General features: G+C 66.2%; 16 protein-coding genes, 2 rRNA genes and 1 riboswitch. Of the genes, 10 read left to right on the top strand and 8 right to left on the bottom strand.

Annotated elements, in window-relative coordinates; translation table 11 throughout:
- The 3 genes from CFB81_RS26565 to CFB81_RS26555 form a co-directional block, all read left to right on the top strand.
- Positions 1-111 (top strand): 23S ribosomal RNA (locus tag CFB81_RS26565); the annotation flags it as partial.
- A gap of 115 nt (positions 112-226) precedes the next feature.
- Positions 227-339 (top strand): 5S ribosomal RNA (rrf, locus tag CFB81_RS26560).
- A 551-nt stretch (positions 340-890) separates the two neighbouring features.
- The gene (locus tag CFB81_RS26555) at positions 891-2315 is read left to right on the top strand and encodes a DHA2 family efflux MFS transporter permease subunit (RefSeq protein ID WP_089437033.1); all 1425 of its coding nucleotides are present in this window, start codon (positions 891-893) and stop codon (positions 2313-2315) included.
- A 257-nt stretch (positions 2316-2572) separates the two neighbouring features.
- Here CFB81_RS26555 and CFB81_RS26550 read toward each other — a convergent pair whose 3' ends face one another.
- From CFB81_RS26550 to CFB81_RS26540, 3 genes are all read right to left on the bottom strand, one after another.
- Complete coding sequence (locus CFB81_RS26550; protein WP_089437032.1) at positions 2573-3316, bottom strand: 2OG-Fe(II) oxygenase; 744 nt, start codon at positions 3314-3316, stop codon at positions 2573-2575.
- Positions 3317-3613: 297 nt separating this feature from the next.
- Entirely contained in the window at positions 3614-5206 is a 1593-nt protein-coding gene (locus CFB81_RS26545; RefSeq protein WP_089437031.1) for an inorganic phosphate transporter, read from the bottom strand.
- A gap of 165 nt (positions 5207-5371) precedes the next feature.
- Positions 5372-5962 (bottom strand): histidine phosphatase family protein, encoded by a 591-nt coding sequence (locus CFB81_RS26540; protein WP_089437030.1) that lies wholly within the window; start codon positions 5960-5962, stop codon positions 5372-5374.
- A gap of 46 nt (positions 5963-6008) precedes the next feature.
- Positions 6009-6152: riboswitch (cobalamin riboswitch) on the top strand.
- Between the two features lie 32 nt (positions 6153-6184).
- On the opposite strand from CFB81_RS26540, the gene CFB81_RS26535 reads away from it, so the two are divergent.
- Positions 6185-6394 (top strand): CbtB-domain containing protein, encoded by a 210-nt coding sequence (locus CFB81_RS26535; RefSeq protein WP_034175140.1) that lies wholly within the window; start codon positions 6185-6187, stop codon positions 6392-6394.
- Positions 6395-6407: 13 nt separating this feature from the next.
- A complete protein-coding gene (locus CFB81_RS26530; RefSeq protein WP_089437029.1) occupies positions 6408-7130 on the top strand; it encodes a CbtA family protein in 723 nt (240 codons plus the stop codon).
- Positions 7131-7152: 22 nt separating this feature from the next.
- Here CFB81_RS26530 and CFB81_RS26525 read toward each other — a convergent pair whose 3' ends face one another.
- Positions 7153-8061 (bottom strand): LysR family transcriptional regulator, encoded by a 909-nt coding sequence (locus CFB81_RS26525; protein WP_069620861.1) that lies wholly within the window; start codon positions 8059-8061, stop codon positions 7153-7155.
- Positions 8062-8189: 128 nt separating this feature from the next.
- On the opposite strand from CFB81_RS26525, the gene metE reads away from it, so the two are divergent.
- Positions 8190-10484 (top strand): 5-methyltetrahydropteroyltriglutamate--homocysteine S-methyltransferase, encoded by a 2295-nt coding sequence (gene metE, locus CFB81_RS26520; RefSeq protein WP_089437028.1) that lies wholly within the window; start codon positions 8190-8192, stop codon positions 10482-10484.
- A gap of 120 nt (positions 10485-10604) precedes the next feature.
- Here metE and CFB81_RS26515 read toward each other — a convergent pair whose 3' ends face one another.
- Positions 10605-11930, bottom strand: coding sequence for an MFS transporter (locus tag CFB81_RS26515; protein ID WP_069620863.1), 1326 nt, complete (start codon positions 11928-11930; stop codon positions 10605-10607).
- Positions 11931-11990: 60 nt separating this feature from the next.
- Complete coding sequence (gene speB / locus CFB81_RS26510) at positions 11991-12947, bottom strand: agmatinase (RefSeq protein WP_050016317.1); 957 nt, start codon at positions 12945-12947, stop codon at positions 11991-11993.
- Between the two features lie 134 nt (positions 12948-13081).
- Between speB and CFB81_RS26505 the strand changes: the two genes are divergently transcribed.
- Complete coding sequence (locus CFB81_RS26505) at positions 13082-13999, top strand: LysR family transcriptional regulator (protein ID WP_176730255.1); 918 nt, start codon at positions 13082-13084, stop codon at positions 13997-13999.
- A gap of 63 nt (positions 14000-14062) precedes the next feature.
- Here CFB81_RS26505 and CFB81_RS26500 read toward each other — a convergent pair whose 3' ends face one another.
- A complete protein-coding gene (locus CFB81_RS26500; RefSeq protein ID WP_069620864.1) occupies positions 14063-14527 on the bottom strand; it encodes an Lrp/AsnC family transcriptional regulator in 465 nt (154 codons plus the stop codon).
- Positions 14528-14661: 134 nt separating this feature from the next.
- Between CFB81_RS26500 and CFB81_RS26495 the strand changes: the two genes are divergently transcribed.
- From CFB81_RS26495 to CFB81_RS26485, 3 genes are all read left to right on the top strand, one after another.
- A complete protein-coding gene (locus tag CFB81_RS26495) occupies positions 14662-15282 on the top strand; it encodes a LysE family translocator (protein WP_089437027.1) in 621 nt (206 codons plus the stop codon).
- 304 nt (positions 15283-15586) lie between these two features.
- Positions 15587-17176 carry a protease pro-enzyme activation domain-containing protein gene (locus tag CFB81_RS26490; RefSeq protein ID WP_089437026.1) on the top strand — a complete coding sequence of 530 codons (1590 nt, stop codon included), beginning with the start codon at positions 15587-15589 and terminating at the stop codon, positions 17174-17176.
- A gap of 73 nt (positions 17177-17249) precedes the next feature.
- Positions 17250-18926 (top strand): S10 family peptidase, encoded by a 1677-nt coding sequence (locus CFB81_RS26485; RefSeq protein ID WP_089437025.1) that lies wholly within the window; start codon positions 17250-17252, stop codon positions 18924-18926.
- 75 nt (positions 18927-19001) lie between these two features.
- Here the strand turns inward: CFB81_RS26485 and nadE are convergent, their stop codons facing one another.
- Positions 19002-19850 carry an ammonia-dependent NAD(+) synthetase gene (gene nadE, locus CFB81_RS26480; protein WP_089437024.1) on the bottom strand — a complete coding sequence of 283 codons (849 nt, stop codon included), beginning with the start codon at positions 19848-19850 and terminating at the stop codon, positions 19002-19004.
- Positions 19851-20060: the final 210 nt, after the last annotated feature.

The raw sequence follows: 20060 nt of genomic DNA, 5'->3' as shown, positions 1-20060 counted from the left end.
GACTAGATCCCCTTGAAGGGTCGTTCGAGACCAGGACGTTGATAGGTCAGGTGTGTAAGCGCAGTAATGCGTTCAGCTAACTGATACTAATTGCCCGTAAGGCTTGATCCTATAACAAGTCTGCCTTAACAGGACTTGTGGATTCTCGTGTGTGATACACACAACTCAAGATTACTGCTTCTTCCAAGATTGGTTGCGCTGCGAAGCAACGCAACAACCCCCTTTGCCTGATGACCATAGCGAGTCGGTCCCACCCCTTCCCATCCCGAACAGGACCGTGAAACGACTCCACGCCGATGATAGTGCGGATTCCCGTGTGAAAGTAGGTAATCGTCAGGCTCCCTAAGCCAGAAACCCCCGCCCGAACAGGCGGGGGTTTTTGCATTTCGGCGTCCAAAAAAGCATGTGGCGAAGCGTTCCGAGGCTACTCCGCTTTCCGCTTACGCAATCCATCGCAGCGCCGATCTCCTCATTCAGCGCTCTGCCGTTCTTGAGCCCCTCCGCGATTGTGTCGTCTGGATCTCTCGCTCCTCCCGCCAACCAGAGCCGTCCATCTTCAGACCGATTCCGGCCAACGCCATACTTCGCATGACGATGTTGTGATGATCGGTGATGAGCGATATTGATCGACAATGATCAATAAATACGGCTTTTTGGCGAGAAATATCCGCACCTGCGCGTTCTCGAGCACCGTGTCATATGCGTCACTCGGCGAATGCAGCGCGAAATCATCACAAAAATCTATGCGCATAAAGTTTATTCGCGCAACAGGCACGGCAGAGCGGGGAGCAAGCCCTTCGGGGTAATATCATCGTTCGTCCCGATTCCCGGGTGCTTGCCCGCATCCACCGGCGATCGGCGCTTTTTGCATTCCGTCTCCCGCATCGTTCATGACTGACAGCCCCGCCCAAGGTGGTCGGACGACCGACTTCTTGCCGTATCTCGTCGCCGCGACGTTCTTCATGGAGTATCTCGACACGACAGTGATCGCGACCGCGCTGCCCCAAATGGCGCGCTCGTTCGACGTCGGGCCGAATGCGCTGAGCCTCGGGATGACGGCCTATATGCTGGCGCTGGCGGTGTTTATTCCTATCAGCGGCTGGATCGCGGATCGCTATGGTTCGCGCACCGTCTTCGCGAGTGCGATCGTCGTCTTTACCGGCGCGTCGGTGCTGTGCGGGCTCTCCGAAGGCGTGATCTCGTTCACGGCTGCCCGGCTGCTGCAGGGTGTCGGCGGGGCGATGATGGTGCCGGTCGGGCGGATGATCGTCGTGCGCAGTACCGAGAAGGCGAAGCTGATGCGTGCGATCGCGACGATCACGTGGCCGGGCATCGTCGCGCCCGTCGTCGGGCCGCCGATCGGCGGCTTCATCACGACCTATGCATCGTGGCGATGGATCTTCCTGTTGAACGTCCCGTTCGGCGTGGCCGCGCTGGTTTGTACCTGGCTGATTGTCCGGAATACGCGGGCCGACGAGCAACGGCCGCTCGACTGGGTCGGCTTCGTGCTGGCCGGCGGCGCCTTGACCTGCCTGCTGATCGGCACCGAAGCGGCCGGCCAGCAGGATGTCGACTTCATGCGCGCGGCTGTCCTGTTGGGCGCAAGCGTGTTGTTCGGCATCGCCGCATGGTTGCATGCGCGACGCTGCGCGCATCCGCTGCTCGATTTCACGACGCTGAAGGTGCCGACGTTTTCGGTGACGGTAGTCACCGGCTCGATCACGCGGATGGCGATCAACGCCGTCCCGTATCTGCTGCCGCTGCTGTTCCAGATCGGTTTCGGGCTGTCGCCGTTCCAGTCAGGGCTGCTGCTGCTCGCGAGCGCGCTCGGCAATCTCGGGATGAAGGCGGGCACGTCGTGGATCCTCGACCGTTATGGTTTTCGGCGCGTTGCGCTCGTTGACGTGACGATCGTCGGCGTCTTCACGATCGCATGCGGCTGGCTGACCGCGTCGACGCCGCTGGCGATCACGTTGTTCGTCGTATTCGTCTACGGGCTTACGCGGTCGATGCAGTTCACCACGCTCGCGACGCTGGCTTATGCGGATATCCCGGCTCAGCAGACGAGCGCGGCCAGCACGCTGTGGAGCGCCGCGCAGCAGATGACGATCGGGATGGGGATCGCGTTCGGTGCATTGTCGCTGCGGCTCGCGGCATGGGTGCGCGGCGATGCGGCCGGCATGCATTACGTGCTCGACGATTTCCGCTGGGCGTTCGTCGCGGCCGGCGTGCTCGCGCTGCTGACGTTGCCGGGCTACGCGCGGCTGGCTCTCGATGCCGGCGACCGACTGCGGGCCAGCGTGGCGCGAGGATAGGCCGGACCGCAAATCATATTGGTGGGGCGACAGGTGAGTGCGCATGTTTTGCCGTGCTCACCGGCAGCGCTGATTCATTGCGACCGCGATCCCTTGACGGTCTGCGCAATCGGTTCTCAATCGCCGCGGGGGAGCGGCGTTCTGGCCCACAATGCTCGTCCGGAACGCTTTCCTAACGATGACCTGCGATGCCCGGGACGAGCTGAATGCGAGGCGCGATAAGCGGCGCGGCAGCAGCGCAGCTGTCCCGGCTCCCGCTACTGCGCGTCATGGAAGATGATGCCGACCGTGTGACGATGGCCGCTTCGGATCCGGCTCACGCCGTGGCGCAGGTTGACGCGATAGACGCCACGCGTTCCCTGCACGGGCCGGCCGTGTACCGCGAAGATCACTGCGTCGCCTTGCGTCAGCGGCACCACTTCCGCACGCGACTGCATGCGGGGTCGCTGCTCCGTCAACACGAACTCCCCGCCACTGAAATCGCGGCCCGGCACCGATAGCAGAATTGCGACCTGCAGCGGAAACACGTGCTCGCCATACAGGTCTTGGTGGAGGCAGTTGTAGTCGTCGGCGCCGTATTGCAGGATCAGCGGCGTCGGTCGCGTCTGTCCCGCCGCGTGGCAGCGACGGAGGAACATCGGATGGTCTTTTGGATAACGGACATCGATCCCGAGCGCCTGATTCCAGCGATTCGCGATCGGCGCGAGATGCGGGTAGATCGTCGTGCGCAGCTCGGCGATGATCGCAGGCAGCGGATACGCGAAATACTTGTACTCGCCGCGACCAAAGCCGTGCCGCGCCATCACGACTTGTGAACGATAAAGCGCGTCGCGCGGATAGAGCGACGCGAGCGCATCGCACTCGCTTGCCGACATCAGGCCCGGCACGCGCGCGCATCCGTAGCGATCGAGTTCGGCAGCGACGCCCGGCCAGTCGAGGGAGTCGACGCGTTGCGCGATGTTCACCGGTTCGACGGCAGGTTGCAGATCGAGAATGTTCACGGGCGTACCTCAGGGCATCGGCAGTGTGGCGCCGTGCGGTCGCGCACGGTCGAATCCACGATGAAAGCTGATGAACCCAGTCTAGCGGCGTCCGGGCGCCGGTACGTTCCAGATCTTGCGCTTCAATTCCGGCCAGGAAACGGGGAAACGTCGAAGGCGCGGCGTCGACACACTGAATGTGGCGACGGGCCGGAGCAGAGAGGCAGAGCGGCGGAGAAGCAGAGAAGCAGCGAAGCGCCAGATCCAGCCTGCCGCGGCGGGTAGCCGGCTATCGCCCGCCACCCGCCGCATACACGATCAGGCCAGCGACCGGAACAACCAGTAAAGCCCTGCCGCCAGCGCGATCGACGCCGGCAGCGTCAGCACCCATGCGAGGACGAGGCTGCGCACCGTACTCCATTGCAGCCCGGAGCCGTTCGCCGCCATCGTGCCTGCGACACCCGACGACAGCACGTGAGTCGTCGACACGGGCAGCCCGTACATGTCGGCGGCGCCGATCGTCAGCATCGCGACCAGTTCGGCCGATGCGCCCTGTCCGTACGTCAGATGCTGCTTGCCGATTTTTTCGCCGACGGTCACGACGATCCGCTTCCAGCCGACCATCGTGCCAAGGCCCAGCGCGATCGCGACGGCGACCTTCACCCATGTCGGAATGAACTTCGTCGCGTGGTCGAGCTGCTTGCGATAGTTGTCGATCGCGAGCTTGTCGTCGGCGGCGAACGCGGGCTGGCCCGACTTCTCCATCAGACGAATGGCTTCGGACACTAGATACATCGTGTTGCGGACGTTGTCGACATCGCGCTGCGGCACGGCCGCCATCGAGCCGGACGCACCCACGGCGGTTGCGAGCGACGTGGACAACTGCGCGACGGCCGGCAGCACGGCGGGCGTCAGTTCGCGATGCTGCACGTAGTGTTCGACATCGGCGCGCGGGTTCGCGGACGGCGCGACGCCGTTCGTATACTTCCCGAACGTCGCAGCCGCCTGGTTCGCGACGGCCACGAAGGTCTGCGATTCGGCGGGCGTGACGGCCTTGTTCAGCGCATACGCGGTGGGCACCGTGCCGATCAGGATCAGCATGATGAGGCCCATCCCTTTCTGCCCGTCGTTCGACCCGTGTGCGAACGACACGCCGGTGCAGGTGAGGATCAGCAGGCAGCGAATCCAGAACGGCGGCGGCTGATCCTTCGGCGGCTCCTTGTACAGCTCAGGAATCCGCACGGCGGCCTTCAGCACGAGCAGCAGCAGCGACGCACACAGGAAGCCGACGATCGGCGAGAACAGCAGCGACTTGCCGACGCCGAGCGCCTGGCCCCAGTCGACGCCGCTCGTGCCGGACGGCCCGTGCAGCAGCTGGTTCATCAGCCCGACGCCGATGATCGACCCGATCAGCGTATGCGAGCTCGACGACGGCAACCCGAAATACCAGGTCGCGAGGTTCCAGACGATCGCGGCGATCAGCAGCGCGAACACCATCGCGAAGCCCGAGCCGCTGCCGACCTGCAGGATCAGCTCGACCGGCAGCAATTGCAGGATGCCGAACGCGACGGCGCCGCTCGAGACCATCACGCCGAGGAAGTTCCACATGCCCGACCAGATCACCGCGACGTTCGGCGTCAGCGAGTGCGTATAGATCACGGTCGCGACCGCATTCGCGGTGTCGTGGAAGCCGTTGACGAATTCGAAGCCGAGCGCGATCAGCAGCGCGGCGCCGAGCAGCAGGTACGGGAACAGCGTCCCTTCGCGGACCGGCGCCAGATCATCGACCAGGTGCGTGGCGATATAGACGGCGCCGAGTACGAGCACCAGCAGGAACGCGGCATAGCCGATCTGCCGGGTGCGTGCGACGGAACCCGGATCGTTCGGGGCGGATGAAGCAGGTTGATTCATGACGGCATCTCGTGAGGGAACCGCGTCCAATCCTAGCTGCGGCTAGCAGTCAGTTTGATGACAGTCGGGACGACGAACGGTGTGTCTTACAGAGGTGTAAGGCGAGCGGTGGCATGCGACGCGTCGGCGCGCATCGTTCGCTCACATAGTGAACAGCACAGTGGCCTACGCGCTGGCGTCGCGCGGGTCATTGCCCGTCTCGGCCAACGTCCAGCCGGCCGACGATGCGACGAATGTCGTGCACGACAGCGGCGCGACGTCGACACGCGCGGCCGCCTCGAGGCTCGTCCGCCGCACGTGCGCGATGGCCGCGCGGACGATCGGCGCATGCGTGATCGCGACGACATCGCGATCGGTCGGCAGCGTGCTCAACCATCTGCCGACCCGATGCGCGGCGGCGTCGAACGATTCGCCGCGATGCGGCGACGCGGACGGCGTGCCGATCCACGCAGCAAGTTCGTCGGGCAGGTCGCGCGCGAGATCGTGCAGCCGTTTGCCGCGCCAGTCGCCGTAGTCGATGTCGCGTAGCGCATCGTTGATGTCGGCGTGCAGCCCGAGCGCTTCGGCGGTCTGCGTTGCGCAGCGTGCCGGGCTGCACAGCACGAGCGAGCCGGCAGCACCCGCCCACCGGCCGCGCAGCGCAGCGGCTTCGGCGAGCGCGTGTGCGTCGAGCAGGTCGTCGTCGGGAAACGTGCCGGTGCGCATCGCGCGGGTCGATGCGTGTGCGATCAGGCGGAGCGAGGCAGGCATGGTCATGTCGGTTGTCGGATGATCCGGAACGGGCCGCGCCGACTCGTGTGTCATCGCTTCAATACGCGAACGTTCGCGCGTACAATTCGCCCGATACGAAGCGCGGAAGCCGGTGCAATTCCGGCGCGGTCGCGCCACTGTAACCGGGGAATCGACGATCCCGGAAGCCAGACCTGCCTTCGTACCCATCCATCATTTGTCGGGGCGCGATTCCCCTGAGGTGCATCCATGAGCGAAGCAGTGCTGAAGCCGGCGGTCGTGCCGGCACCCATCCCCGTCCGTGAGCTGTTGCCGTGGGCCGTGTTCGTCGGCCTGATCCTGCTGCTCGCCCTGTATTTCGTCGGTGCGGAACAGGGCGCGACGTCGCTCGTGCCGGGCATGGTCGTCCACGAATTCGTCCACGACGGCCGCCATCTGCTCGGCTTTCCCTGCCACTGACGCGGAGCCTACGATGGTCGGAAAGCTGCTCATGCGCGGGATGCTCGCAGGCATCGCCGCGGGCCTCCTCACGTTCGGTTTCGCCAGGATCGTCGGCGAACCGCAAGTCGATCAGGCAATCTCCCTCGAAGAAAAAACCGCCGCCGCTCAAGGCGAGGCGCCGGAACCCGAACTGGTCAGCCGCCATACGCAGGCCGGCCTCGGGCTGCTGACGGCCGTCGTGACCTACGGCGCGGCATTCGGCGGGCTGTTCTCGCTGGTCTTCGCGTATGCGTACGGACGCGGCAGCCGCCTGCCGGCACGGCCGCTGGCCGCGTGGCTCGCGCTGGCGGCGTTCGTCGCGCTCGTGATCGTGCCGAGCCTCAAGTACCCGGCCAATCCGCCGTCGGTCGGCGACCCCGACACGATTGGCTATCGCACGGGGCTGTTCTTCCTGATGATCGCGATCTCGGTCGCGACGATGGTGTTCTCGGTCAGCGTGCGCCGCCATCTGCTGGCGAAGCTCGGCCAGTGGAACGCATCGATCGTCGCCGGGCTCGTGTTCGTTGCGATCATCGCGGCCGTGCAGATCGGGCTGCCGTCGGTCAGCGAGCTGCCCACCGATTTCCCGGCGGCCTTGCTGTGGAAGTTCCGCGTGGCGGCCATCGGCATGCAGGTGATCATGTGGACGACGATCGGCCTGCTGTTCGGCGCGTGGGTCGAGCGCGGCGAACGCGCCGGCATGCGCGCCGCCTGACGCGCAGGGCAACCGGGCGCGCCTAGCGCAGCATGCGCGGCGCGCTCCAGGTCGACTCGCGCGCCAGCGCGACGAACGCGGCCAGATAGTCGATTGCTGCGTCCGCCTCGCGGATGCCGAGGAAGATCTGCTTCGCGATGCCGTTCTTGCCGAGCTTGACCGGCACGACGGGCATCCGGTCCGCATACTCGTCGGCAAGCCACCGCGGCAGCGCGGCTACGCCGCGCCCGCTCGCGACCATCTGCAACATGATGTCGGTCGTCTCGATCGACTTGTGCCGCCGCGGCACGATGCCGGCTGGCGTCAGGAACTGGTTGTAGATGTCGAGCCGGTCGGTTTCGACCGGGTACGTGATCAGGATCTCGTCGGTCAGTTGCTCGGGCGTCACGTAGTCGACGTTCGCGAACCGGTGCGAATCCGCGACCACCAGCACCTGTTCGTAGTCGAACACCGGATCGAAGCGCAGCCCCGGCTTGTTCAGCGGATCGGGCGTCACGAGCACGTCGATGTCGTAACCGAACAGCGCGCCGATGCCGCCGAACTGGAAGCGCTGCTTCACGTCCACGTCGACGTCGGGCCAGCGCGACAGGTACGGCGACACGACCTTCAGCAGCCACTGGTAGCACGGGTGGCACTCCATCCCGATGCGCAGCGTGCCGCGCTCGCCCTTCGCGTACTGCTTCATCCGTTCCTCGGCGAGCTCGAACTGCGGCAGCAGGCGGTTCGCCAGCTTCAGCAGATACTGGCCGCCCTGCGTGAGCCGCAGGCCGCGGCCTTCCCGGTCCCAGATCGGTGTGCCGAGCTGCTGTTCGATTTTCCTGACGGTATGGCTGAGTGCCGATTGCGTGAGGTGCAGCGCGTTGGCCGCCGCGGTCAGCGAGCCCTGGCGCTCGACTTCACGAATGACGACGAGATGGAATCGTTCGAGCATGGATCGCGTGCATCCCATCGATGCATGAAAAATGTTAATGGATGAATGAAATAATGCCATTTTATTTCATGGTTTGAAATCCCTATGATGGCTGCCGGATCTTCATTTTTTCTCTGGACGGCAGCTTCATGGTCACGACACACAACCTCGGTTTTCCGCGCATCGGCGCGAAGCGCGAACTCAAGTTCGGTCTCGAACGCTACTGGAAGGGCGAATCGTCGCGCGACGAACTGAAGGCGCTTGGCGCCGAGTTACGCCGGCGTCATTGGCACGACCAGCGCGATCTCGATCTCGCGCCGATCGGCGACTTCGCGTTCTACGACCAGGTGCTCGACATGAGCTTCACGCTTGGCAACCTGCCGAAGCGCGTGCAGGATTTCCACGGCGATGCGCTCGACAACGCTTTCCGCGTCGCGCGCGGCCGTTCGGCGCAGTCGACGGAAGAGCATGCGGCATGCTGCGGCGGGGTGGCGGCCGGTGAAATGACGAAGTGGTTCGACACGAACTACCACTACATCGTGCCGGAGTTCCATGCGGACACGAACTTCTCGCTCGATCCGTCGCGTCTGCTCCAGCAGCTCGCCGAAGCGAACGCACAGGGCGTGCGCGCAAAGCCGGTGATGCTCGGCCCCGTCACGTACCTGTGGCTCGGCAAGGCGAAGGACGATTTCGATCGCCTCGCGCTGCTGCCGAAGCTGCTGCCGGTGTACGGCGCGCTGCTCGACACGCTGACCGCGCAGGGCGTCGAATGGGTACAGATCGACGAGCCGATCCTCGTGACCGAGCTCGACGCCGAATGGCGCGATGCATTCCGCACCGCGTATGAGGCGCTGGAAACGCGCCGCATCAAGCTGCTGCTCGCCACGTACTTCGGCCAGCTTCAGGACAACCTGGCGCTCGCGGCGTCGCTGCCGGTCGACGGCCTGCATATCGACGCGATCAACGCACGCGACGAAATCGACGCGCTGGTGCGCGAGCTGCCGAGCGATCGCGTGCTGTCGGTCGGCGCGATCAACGGCCGCAACGTCTGGAAGACCGACCTGAACGCCGCGCTCGACTGGCTCGAGCCGCTTGCGAAGCAACTGGGCGACCGGCTGTGGCTCGCGCCGTCATGCTCGCTGCTGCACGTGCCGGTCGATCTCGCGAGCGAGGAGACGCTCGACGCGGAAATCCGCTCGTGGCTCGCGTTCGCGCTGCAGAAGCTCGACGAGCTGAAGGTGCTCGCGACCGCGCTGAACGAAGGCCGGGACAAGGTGGCCGATGTGCTCGCCGCGAATGCCGCCGCGATCGATTCGCGCCGCCGCTCGCCGCGCGTGAACAACCCGGCGGTGAAGGCCGCGCTCGCGCGCATCGACGCGCAGCTCGGCAACCGCGCGAGCCCGTATACGCAGCGTGCATCGAAGCAGTCGGCGCGCCTGAACCTGCCGGCGTTCCCGACGACGACGATCGGCTCGTTCCCGCAAACCGCCGAAATCCGCCAGGCGCGCGGCCGGTTCAAGGCCGGCGCGCTGGACGAAGCCGGCTATCGCGCGGCGATGCAGGCCGAGATCGAACGCAGCGTGCGCGAACAGGAATCGCTCGAACTCGACGTGCTCGTGCACGGCGAAGCCGAGCGCAACGACATGGTCGAATACTTCGGCGAGCAGCTCGACGGCTATGCATTCAGCCAGTTCGGCTGGGTGCAGTCGTACGGTTCGCGCTGCGTGAAGCCGCCGATCCTGTTCGGCGACATCAGCCGCCCGAAGGCGATGACGGTCGAATGGATCGCCTATGCGCAGTCGCTGACGGACAAACCGATGAAGGGCATGCTGACCGGCCCCGTGACGATCCTGAACTGGTCGTTCGTGCGCGACGACCAGCCGCGCTCGGTATCGTGCTACCAGCTTGCGCTGGCGATCCGCGACGAAGTGCTCGATCTCGAGAAGGCCGGCGTGCGCGTGATCCAGATCGACGAAGCGGCGCTGCGCGAAGGGCTGCCGCTGCGCCGCGCGCAATGGAGCGACTACCTGAAGTGGGCGGTCGAGTCGTTCCGCATCACCGCGAACGGCGTGCAGGACGATACGCAGATCCACACGCACATGTGCTATTCGGAGTTCAACGACATCATCGCGTCGATCGCCGACATGGACGCGGACGTGATCACGATCGAGACGTCGCGCTCCGACATGGAGCTGCTCGATGCGTTCGACACCTTCAAGTATCCGAACGAAATCGGCCCGGGCGTGTACGACATCCACTCGCCGAACATCCCGACGCAGGATCATATCGTCGGGCTGATGAAGAAGGCGGCCGAGCGGATTCCGGCGGAACGTCTGTGGGTGAACCCGGACTGTGGGCTGAAGACGCGTCAGTGGGCGGAAGTGATTCCGGCACTGACGAACATGGTCGCCGCCGCGAAGACGCTGCGCAGCGAGGTGCGGTAACCACGCAGCGAACGCCGTGCGGTGCCGTCGCGATCGACGATCGTCGATCGTCGATCGGATGGAAAAAAACGACCCGCGGAAGCGGGTCGTTTTGCGTCATGCATGCCTTTGCGACAGGCGCTACGCGGTGCGCGTGCCGCGCGGCAGCGCGTCGTCCGCCTTGCCGGGCGCGCCCGCATCGTCGATGCCGACGCGGCGCGAGATCAGCCACACGCACAGCGACGACAGCATGGCGGCGCTCGTGTACTGGAGCGCGAGCGGCCACCATTGCGGCGCGGTGTTCTGCGCGATGATGGTCGCGACGAGCGGCGTGAGACCACCGGCGAGCGCGCCGCACACCTGGTACGCGATCGAGATCGCCGTATAGCGGATTCGTGCGACGAAGATGCCGCTGACGAAGCCCGCGACGACCGAGTAGTAGCCCGATTCAGCGAGCGTCGCGAGGCCGACGCCGACCGTGATCGACACCGGCGTGCCCAGGTGCACGAGCGGCAACATCACGAACGGGACGATCATCGCCCATGCGCCGGTGATCAGCAGCACGCGCGTGGTGCCGAAGCGCTGCGCGAGGAACGCGGCCGCGAGCTGCACGACGAACTGCAGCACCGCGACGATGGTCATGCAATGCAGCACCATCGACCGGTCGAGCGACAGGAACTGGGTCGCGTAGCTGATCATGAAGATGTTGCTGAAATACACGCCGGCGATCCCGTACACGTTCGCGCCGATCGCGAGCAGCAGCAGCGGCCAGACCTTGAGCGCTTCGCGCAGCGGTTTTTGCGCGATGTTGCCGCTCTTCCTGACTTCCTCGAACTCGGGCGATTCCGACACGCTCGCGCGGATCACGAAGCCGACGATCAGCAGCACCGAGCTCGCGAGGAACGGCACGCGCCAGCCCCAGCTCATCATGTCGTCCTTCGACAGCGTGCTGATCGCGCCGAACGCGAGCATCGACAGGATCAGGCCGCTCGCGCTGCCCAGCTGCGCGAACGACGCGAAGAACGTGCGCTTGCCTTCGGGCGCATGCTCGCCGGCCAGCAGCACCGCGCCGCCCCATTCGCCGCCGACCGCGATGCCTTGCAGCACGCGCATCAGCACGAGCAGGATCGGTGCGATCACGCCGGCTTGCGCATGCGTGGGCAGCAGACCGATCGCGACCGTCGACACAGCCATCAGCATCAGCGTCGCGAGCAGCGACCGCTTGCGGCCGAAGCGGTCGCCGAGATAGCCGAACATCACGCCGCCGAGCGGCCGCGCGAAAAAGCCCACCGCGAACGAGCCGAACGACGCGAGCAGGCTGATGAAGCGGTTTTCGCCGGGAAAGAACAGCGGCCCGAACACGATGGCGGCGGCGGTCGCATAACTATAGAAGTCGTACCACTCGATCGTCGTGCCGACGAACGAAGCGAGCGCCGCCCGCTTCGGTTGCTTGACGGAAGTCCCCATCTGTTATGTGCTCCTCTGGAATCCTCTGATCTGGAATGGGTCGTGTGGCGGGATCGGTCGTCAGTCGCGATAAGCGACGCCCGGCAGCACGCACAGCAGCTCGTACGCGAGGTTCGCGCCGAGCAGCGCCGTGGTGCCGAACGGGTCGTACGGCGGCGCGACTTCGACGAGATCGCAGCCGACGATGTTCAGCCCCTTCGCGCCGCGGATGATCTCGAGCGCCTGCGGCACCGTGAGGCCCGCGATTTCCGGCGTGCCGGTGCCCGGTGCGTAGGCCGGATCGATGCCGTCGATGTCGAACGTGATGTAGACGGGCGTGTCGCCGATGCGTGCGCGCACTTCTTCCATCAGCGGCGCGAGCGACTTGTTCCAGCATTCCTCGGCCTGGACCACGCGGAAGCCCTGCTCGCGGCACCAGTCGAAATCCTCGGCCGCGTAGCCGGTGCCGCGCAGGCCGATCTGCGTGACCTTGTCGCCGTGCAGCAGCCCTTCCTCGACCGCGCGGCGGAACGGCGTGCCGTGCGCGATCTTTTCGCCCATCATCGTGTCGTTCACGTCGGCGTGTGCATCGACGTGGATCAATGCAACCTTGCCGTGCTTGCGGTGGATCGCGCGCAGGATCGGCAGCGCGATCGTATGGTCGCCGCCGAGCGTGATCGGCTTGCAGTCGTGCTCGAGAATCGCGTCGTACGCGGCCTCGATGCGGGCGATCGAATCGTGCAGGTTGTACGGGTTGATCGCGACGTCGCCGATGTCGGCGATCTGCAGCGAATCGAAGGGTGCCGCGCGCGTGGCCATGTTGTACGGGCGCAGCAGCACGGATTCGGTGCGGATCTGGCGCGGGCCGAAGCGCGCGCCGGTGCGGTTGGACGTGCCGAGATCGAACGGCACGCCGACGAAACACGCGTCGAGGCCTTCGGCGCTCGACACGTGCGGCAGGCGCATCATCGTCGCGATGCCGCCGGAGCGCGGCATTTCATTGCCGCCGAGCGGCTGGAAATGGATGGGGTCGTTCATGGGGTCGTCTCTTCCGGTGTGGGGTTGCCGTATCATGCGACGCGGCCTGGCGCACAGTTTTACGCGCTCCGCCGGGAAAGAAGAATGCGAAGATATCGACGTAAACATCGATCTTCATCGATGTATGGAAGGGGATGAACGTGCTGGGGAACCTGTCGACCCTCGATCTGCGGTTGATCCGCGTGTTTCTCGCGGTCACGGACGCGGGCGGCGTGTCGGCCGCGCAGGCGATGCTGAACGTCGGCCAGTCGACGATCAGCGCGCAGCTGTCGTCGCTCGAGACGCGGCTCGGCTACCGGCTCTGCGAGCGCGGCCGCAGCGGCTTCCGGCTCACGCCGAAGGGCGAGCGGTTCCATGCGATGAGCCGCAAGCTGCTCGCGGCGCTCGACGAATTCGGGATGGCCGCGCGGCACATGGATCGCCAACTGGTCGGCACGTTGAACATCGGCCTGATCGGTCATACGCCGGTCAGCCAGAACGCGCGGATCGCCGAAGCGATCGCCGCGTTTCGCACGCGCGACGAGGCCGTGCGCTTCTCGATCTCGGTGCGCGCGCCCGGCGATCTCGAGGAAAAGCTGCTGAGCAACGAGATCCAGATCGCGGTCGGCTATTTCTGGCATCGCGTGCCGACGCTGCACTACACGCCGCTGTTCATCGAGCGGCAGGTCGCGTACTGCGGCCGCGGCCATCCGCTGTTCGATCGCGCCGGCACGCTGACACCGGCCGACGTCGCCGGCTTCGAGTGGGCCTGGCGCTCGTATCCGTTGCCGGAGGCGCAGATGTCGACGACGCCCGATCGCGTGACCGCGACCGCGGACAACATGGAGGCCGTCGCGCTGCTGATCCTGTCCGGCCATCACCTCGGCTACCTGCCGCAGCACTTCGCGGCGCCGTATGTCGCGCAGGGGCTGCTCGCGCCGCTCAATCCCGATCGACTGCGCTACGAGGTCACGTTCCACATGGTCGTGGCGCGCGACGGGCGTGGCGATCCGGTCGTCGAAGCGTTTCTCGAGGATCTCGAACGCGCGCATCAGGCGCCCGACGTGGTGTGACGCCTGCGCGGCCGACACCGTGAACGAGCGTTGCGCGCGGGTGGCTTGCCGGCCCGGCGTGCATCAGGGCACCGGCAACCCGGCGTCGTGCTTCACCTCGCGCAGCGACAGCGCCGATTCGATCGACGTGACGCCCGGCAGCATCCGCAGCGAATCCCGCAGGAACGTGCCGTAGTCGTCGAGATCGCGCGCGACCACCTGCAGCAGGTAGTCGGCCGTGCCCGCGACGTTGTGGCACGCAAGGATTCGCTCGATGCCGAGCACTTCCCGTTCGAACCTGTCGGCGACCTTGCGGTCGTGCGTCGCGAACCGCACGAGCACGAACGCGACCACGCCGAAGCCGAGCGCCTGGCGCGACAGCTGCGCGCGATAGCGCGCGATGTAGCCGTCGTTTTCGAGACGTTTCAGGCGCCGCGCGCAAGGCGTCTCGGACAGGCCGACGGATTCGGCGAGCCGCGCGATCGGCAGGCGGCCGTCGCGTTGCACCGCGGCGAGGATCGCGCGGTCGGTTTTATCGAGGTCGGTCATATTGGCGGAATCCTTGTCGTGATTCCATGATTGTGGCGGATTCCCCTATGAATCGCCATTCCCGAGCCAAAGTTGGCCAATAATCCCTCTGCCTTCAGCGGCAACATATCGTCATTGAAGGACGGGGGCAGACCATGATTTCCACGCATTTGGTGTTGATTTATCTCGCCGCGCTCGCGGCCATTTACGCGGTGCCCGGGCCCGACATGGCGCTCGTGCTGCAGACCAGCATCGGCCGCGGCGTGCGCCCGGGAATGGCGGCGGTGGCCGGCCTGTCGCTCGCGCGCACCGCGCACGTGACGCTGTCGGCGTGCGGCGTCGCGGCGCTGATCCGCAGCGCGCCGTGGCTGTACGAGGTGATCCGCTACGGCGGCGCGGTCTATCTCGCGTATGTCGCGATCCAGGTGTTCCGCTCGCCGGTGTTCGCGCTCGGCGACGGCGACGCGGCGGCGGGAGCGTTGCGGCAATCGTTCGTGAAGGGGCTGCTGACCAACCTGCTGAACCCGAAGGCGCTGCTGTTCTGCTCGGTGCTGCTGCCGCAGTTCGCGCGGCCCGAGGCCGGGCCGGTCGTCTGGCAGATGTTCGAGCTCGGCGCGCTGCTGGTGGCGACCGGCGTGTGCTTCGACCTCGCGTGCGTGTTCGGCGCGTCGCGCATCGCGGCGTGGATGCGCGCGCATCCGCTCGCGCAGACGGTGCAACGCTGGACCTTTTCCGCTGCCTTGATCGGTTTCGCGCTGCGGTTGTCGATGGACTGAGACTGAGCGCCGCTGCATGGCCGCCGCGCGGGTAGGTAGGCCGCGCGGGCACGCCATGCGCGAATCGACACAGGCCGCGCGCGATGCCGGCCTTCGCGCGTGCGCGTTGCCGCAGAAGGGCGTGCGCGCAAATCGTCTGACTGTTCTAAACTTCCTCTAGCTTCGCGATCGCAAACGCGCCGTCGCAAACGCGCCGTCGCAAACGCGCCGTCGCGAGTCGACTGACCGAACGGAACCGTCTTCCGCGGGCTATGTCCGATTTCCTGGCTGTTCCGTGCAACGCGGTACCAAGGAGGGTCTGAACATGGCAAGGCATCTTCAAGCCGACCGTGAACCCCGTATCGTCGCCGAGTCCAAGTGTCTCGGCCGGTGCGATCCGGCAGAACGCATCCACGTCACGATCATGTTGCGGCGGCAGGAAGAAGGGCAACTCGATGCATTGGTCCACCAGCTCGCCACCGGCGACGCCGGCGCGAAACCGCTGTCGCGCGACACGTTCGCGCAGCGTTTCTCCGCCAATCCCGACGACATCCGCAAGACCGAGGACTTCGCACACCGTCATCAACTGACGGTCGATCGCGTCGACCCGGTCGAAAGCGTCGTCGTGCTGTCCGGCACGATCGCGCAGTTCGAAGCCGCGTTCAGCGTGAAGCTCGAGCGTTTCGAGCATCGGTCGATCGGCCAGTATCGCGGCCGTTCGGGCCCGATCGCGCTGCCCGACGAGCTCGGCGATGCGGTGACGGCCGTGCTCGGCCTCGACAGCCGGCCGCAGGCGCGGCCGCACTTCCGCTTCCGTCCGCCGTTCAAGCCGGCGCGCGGCGCGGCGGCCGTCACGTTCACGCCGATCCAGCTGGCGTCGCTGTACGACTTTCCGCCCGGCGACGGCGCAGGGCAATGCATCGCGATCGTCGAACTCGGCGGCGGCTATCGCGCGGCCGACATCCAGCAGTATTTCCGCGGGCTCGGGATCACGACGCCGCCGACGCTCGTCGACGTGAACGTCGGCACCGGCCGCAATGCGCCGACCGGCGAGCCGAACGGCCCGGACGGCGAAGTCGCGCTCGACATCGAGATCGCCGGCGCGATCGCACCGGCCGCGAAGATCGCGATCTACTTCGCACCGAACAGCGACGCGGGCTTCATCCAGGCCGTCAACGCGGCCGTCACCGACAAGACCAACCGGCCTTCCGTGATCTCGATCAGCTGGGGCGGCCCGGAAGCGATCTGGCAGGCGCAGTCGGCGCACGCGTTCAACCGCGTGCTGCAGGCGGCTGCCGCGCAGGGCATCACCGTCTGCGCGGCGTCGGGCGACAGCGGCTCGGGCGACGGGCTGCAGGATGGCGCCGATCACGTCGATTTCCCCGCGTCGAGCCCGTACGTGCTCGGCTGCGGCGGCACGCAACTCGACGCGCTGCCCGGGCAGGGCATCCGCAGCGAGGTCACGTGGAACGACGAGGCGGCCGGCGGCGGGGCGGGCGGCGGCGGCGTCAGTTCGCTGTTCGACCTGCCGGCATGGCAGCAGGGGTTGAAGGTCGCACGCGCCGACGGCACCACCACGCCGCTCGCCAAGCGCGGCGTGCCGGACGTGGCCGGCGACGCGTCGCCGCAGACGGGTTACGAAGTGTCGGTCGCCGGCACGCCGGCCGTGATGGGCGGCACCAGCGCGGTCGCACCGCTGTGGGCCGCGCTGATCGCGCGAATCAATGCGGCGGCCGGCGCGTCGGCCGGCTGGATCAATCCGATGCTGTACAAGCATCCGGGCGCGCTGCGCGACATCACGAAAGGATCGAACGGCACGTATGCGGCCGCGTCCGGCTGGGACGCGTGCACCGGCCTCGGCAGCCCGAACGGTGCGCAACTCGCCACGATCCTCGCGCGCAAGCCGTCGAGCTGACGCGCCGGCGCACGCCTTTCCGTTCGACGCGGGTGGTCTGCCCGCGTCTTTTTTCACCTCCAGGAGCAGCACGATGGGCATCGATTCCGCATCTTCCGGCGGCGTGTATCCGCTGCATCACGGCGATCACAATTCGCATGGCGTGCCGCCGACCATCAATCCGGTCGCGCTGAGCCACGGCCGCGACCAGCCGTTCTTCGATCCGGTCGCGTACGGCAACGGCCCCGACGACTCGGTGACGGACACGACCGAGGCGGCCGCGATCACGCATCACACGATCCTGATCGACGGGAAGCGCATCGCGTACACGGCGACGGTCGGCCACCTCGTGACGGTCGATCCGAGCAGTTCGCAGCCAGCCGCGAAGATCTTCTACGTTGCGTTCACGGCCGACGGCGCGAAGGAGGAAACACGGCCCGTGACGTTCTTCTATAACGGCGGGCCCGGTTCGTCGTCGGTGTTCGTGCTGCTCGGCTCGTTCGCGCCGAAGCGCATCAAGACGTCGATGCCGGGTTTCACGCCGCCCGCGCCGTACCAGATCGAAGACAACCCGGACAGCATGATCGACCACAGCGACCTGGTGTTCATCAACCCGGTCGGCACCGGCTATTCGGCGGCCGTCGCGCCGAACAAGAACCGCGACTTCTGGGGCGTCGACCAGGATGCGGATTCGCTGAAGCAGTTCATCAAGCGCTATCTGACGAAGAACAACCGGTGGAATTCGCCGAAATACCTGTTCGGCGAATCGTACGGCACCGCGCGCAGCTGCGTGCTCGCATACAAGCTGCACGAGGACGGCGTCGACCTGAACGGCGTCACGCTGCAATCGTCGATCCTCGATTACCGGCAGGCCGGCAACCCGGTGGGCGCGTTGCCGACCGCCGCGGCCGACGCGTGGTATCACAAGAAGCTCGGCATCAAGCCGGCGCCGAGCGATCTCGGCGCGTTCGTCGAGGAAGTCGCGCAGTTCGCGCGCACCGACTACCTGAGCGCGCTGCGCGCGGTGCCGCATGCAAACCCGGCCACCGTGCAGAAACTGTCGGCATACACGGGCATCGATACGGCGACACTGCAATCGTGGAGACTCGACATCGCCGGCTACGACACGCGCGGCAACTCGCTGTTCCTGACGACGCTGCTGCATGCGCAGGGGCTCGCGCTCGGTTCGTACGACGGCCGCGTGACCGGGATCTCGTCGGGCATCGCCGGCAAGATCGACCCGAATTCGGGCGGCAACGATCCGACGATGACGGCCGTGACGGGCGTCTATACGGCGATGTGGAACAGCTACCTGAACGAGCAGTTGAAGTTCACGTCGAACTCGGCGTTCACGGACCTGAACGACCAGGCCTTCAAGAACTGGGATTTCAGTCACATCGACCCGACCGGCGCGCAGCAGGGCATCGATGCGCAGGGGAACGTGATCCTCTACACGGCCGGCGACCTCGCCGCGGTGATGGCGCTGAACGTCGACCTGAAGGTGCTGTCGGCGAACGGCCTCTACGACTTCGTCACGCCGTTCTACCAGACCGTGATCGATCTGCAGCAGATGCCGCTGGAGGACCAGAAGGTGCGGCAGAACCTGTCCGCGCGGTTCTATCCGTCGGGGCACATGGTGTATCTCGACGGCGGCTCGCGCACCGCGCTCAAGCGCGATCTCGCGACGATGTACGACGCGACGGTCAGCGATACGGGCGCGCGGCTGAGGATTCGTGCGCTGCAGGCGAAGAAGACGGGCGGGAACGCATAGCGTTGCCCGGCGCCGATGTGCCGCGCGCAGCCCTGACGGAGCGCGCGGCGATATGCCGGTAGCGGGGCGGCCGGCTTATGCAGCCGGCCAGTCGAACATCGTGTACGGCAGTGCGCGCTTGTGGCGCGAGCCGTCGTAGAAGCGCAGCACCGTTTCGTAGACGCGGTCGGCGACCGGCTTGCCTTCGAGGAAATCGTCGATCTCGTCGTAGGTCACGCCATACGCGTGCTCGTCGGGGCGCAGCGGGCGCAGCTCCTCGAGGTCGGCGGTCGGCACCTTCATCACGATCAGTTCCTCGCCGCCGAGCGCGCGTGCGACCCCGCGCACGCGACGCTTGCTCAGGCCCGCGAGCGGCAGGATGTCCGCGCCGCCGTCGCCGAACTTCGTGAAGAAGCCCATCAGCGATTCGGCCGCGTGATCGGTGCCGATCACGATGCCGCGCCGCGCGCCGGCCACCGCGTACTGCGCGATCATGCGCTCGCGCGCCTTGATGTTGCCGTGCACGAAATCCTGCTGCGCGGGAGTGTCGAATGCGTGGCCGGACGCGACCAGCGAACGGAGCATCGCATCGGCGGCCGGCTTCACGTCGACCGTCAATACCTCGTCCGCGCGCACGAACGCGAGCGCGCGCTGTGCATCCTCTTCGTCGTTCTGCACGCCGTTCGGCAAGCGCATCGCGATGAAACGTGCGTCGTAGCCACCGGCGCGCAGCTGTTCGACCGCGAGCTGTGCCAGCCGGCCGGCCGTCGACGAATCGACGCCGCCGCTGATGCCGAGCACGTAGGTCCGCAGGCCAGTCGAGCGAAGGTATTGCGCGAGGAAATCGACGCGGCGGTCGATTTCGGCCTCGGCGTCGAAGTGCGGGGCGACGTTCAGTTCGGCAATGATCGCGCGTTGGCGGCTGGCGTAATCGGCGGATGTCATGACGGGAAGTTCCGGGACGAAATGCAAGGCGCTCATCATAAGCGCAATCGCGGCGCGCCGCCGCGCCGGGCCGGCGATCCGGCGGTTTCGCGTTGCATCGGCGAGACGCGGCGCATCGCCGTGGTGCGCGGTGCGCCGGACGGGTGCGGGAGTGCCGCGCGAAGGGCAGCCGTGCGCGCGGCTTCGACGAGTCGGGATGGAGGCCCGATG

Source organism: Burkholderia sp. AU28863, from assembly GCF_002223195.1.
Taxonomy (GTDB): domain Bacteria; phylum Pseudomonadota; class Gammaproteobacteria; order Burkholderiales; family Burkholderiaceae; genus Burkholderia; species Burkholderia sola.
The sequence above is the reverse complement of the archived record's forward strand: the minus strand, read 5'-3'. Positions and strand labels throughout refer to the sequence as shown.

Excerpts from the sequence above, each read along its gene's own strand:
- CFB81_RS26555 (WP_089437033.1), top strand. The coding sequence starts at position 891 with ATGACTGACAGCCCCGCCCAAGGTGGTCGGACGACCGACTTCTTGCCG.
- CFB81_RS26545 (WP_089437031.1), bottom strand. The coding sequence starts at position 5,206 with ATGAATCAACCTGCTTCATCCGCCCCGAACGATCCGGGTTCCGTCGCA.
- CFB81_RS26540 (WP_089437030.1), bottom strand. The coding sequence starts at position 5,962 with ATGACCATGCCTGCCTCGCTCCGCCTGATCGCACACGCATCGACCCGC.
- CFB81_RS26535 (WP_034175140.1), top strand. The coding sequence starts at position 6,185 with ATGAGCGAAGCAGTGCTGAAGCCGGCGGTCGTGCCGGCACCCATCCCC.
- CFB81_RS26530 (WP_089437029.1), top strand. The coding sequence starts at position 6,408 with ATGGTCGGAAAGCTGCTCATGCGCGGGATGCTCGCAGGCATCGCCGCG.
- CFB81_RS26525 (WP_069620861.1), bottom strand. The coding sequence starts at position 8,061 with ATGCTCGAACGATTCCATCTCGTCGTCATTCGTGAAGTCGAGCGCCAG.
- metE (WP_089437028.1), top strand. The coding sequence starts at position 8,190 with ATGGTCACGACACACAACCTCGGTTTTCCGCGCATCGGCGCGAAGCGC.
- CFB81_RS26515 (WP_069620863.1), bottom strand. The coding sequence starts at position 11,930 with ATGGGGACTTCCGTCAAGCAACCGAAGCGGGCGGCGCTCGCTTCGTTC.
- speB (WP_050016317.1), bottom strand. The coding sequence starts at position 12,947 with ATGAACGACCCCATCCATTTCCAGCCGCTCGGCGGCAATGAAATGCCG.
- CFB81_RS26505 (WP_176730255.1), top strand. The coding sequence starts at position 13,082 with ATGAACGTGCTGGGGAACCTGTCGACCCTCGATCTGCGGTTGATCCGC.
- CFB81_RS26500 (WP_069620864.1), bottom strand. The coding sequence starts at position 14,527 with ATGACCGACCTCGATAAAACCGACCGCGCGATCCTCGCCGCGGTGCAA.
- CFB81_RS26495 (WP_089437027.1), top strand. The coding sequence starts at position 14,662 with ATGATTTCCACGCATTTGGTGTTGATTTATCTCGCCGCGCTCGCGGCC.
- CFB81_RS26490 (WP_089437026.1), top strand. The coding sequence starts at position 15,587 with ATGGCAAGGCATCTTCAAGCCGACCGTGAACCCCGTATCGTCGCCGAG.
- CFB81_RS26485 (WP_089437025.1), top strand. The coding sequence starts at position 17,250 with ATGGGCATCGATTCCGCATCTTCCGGCGGCGTGTATCCGCTGCATCAC.
- nadE (WP_089437024.1), bottom strand. The coding sequence starts at position 19,850 with ATGACATCCGCCGATTACGCCAGCCGCCAACGCGCGATCATTGCCGAA.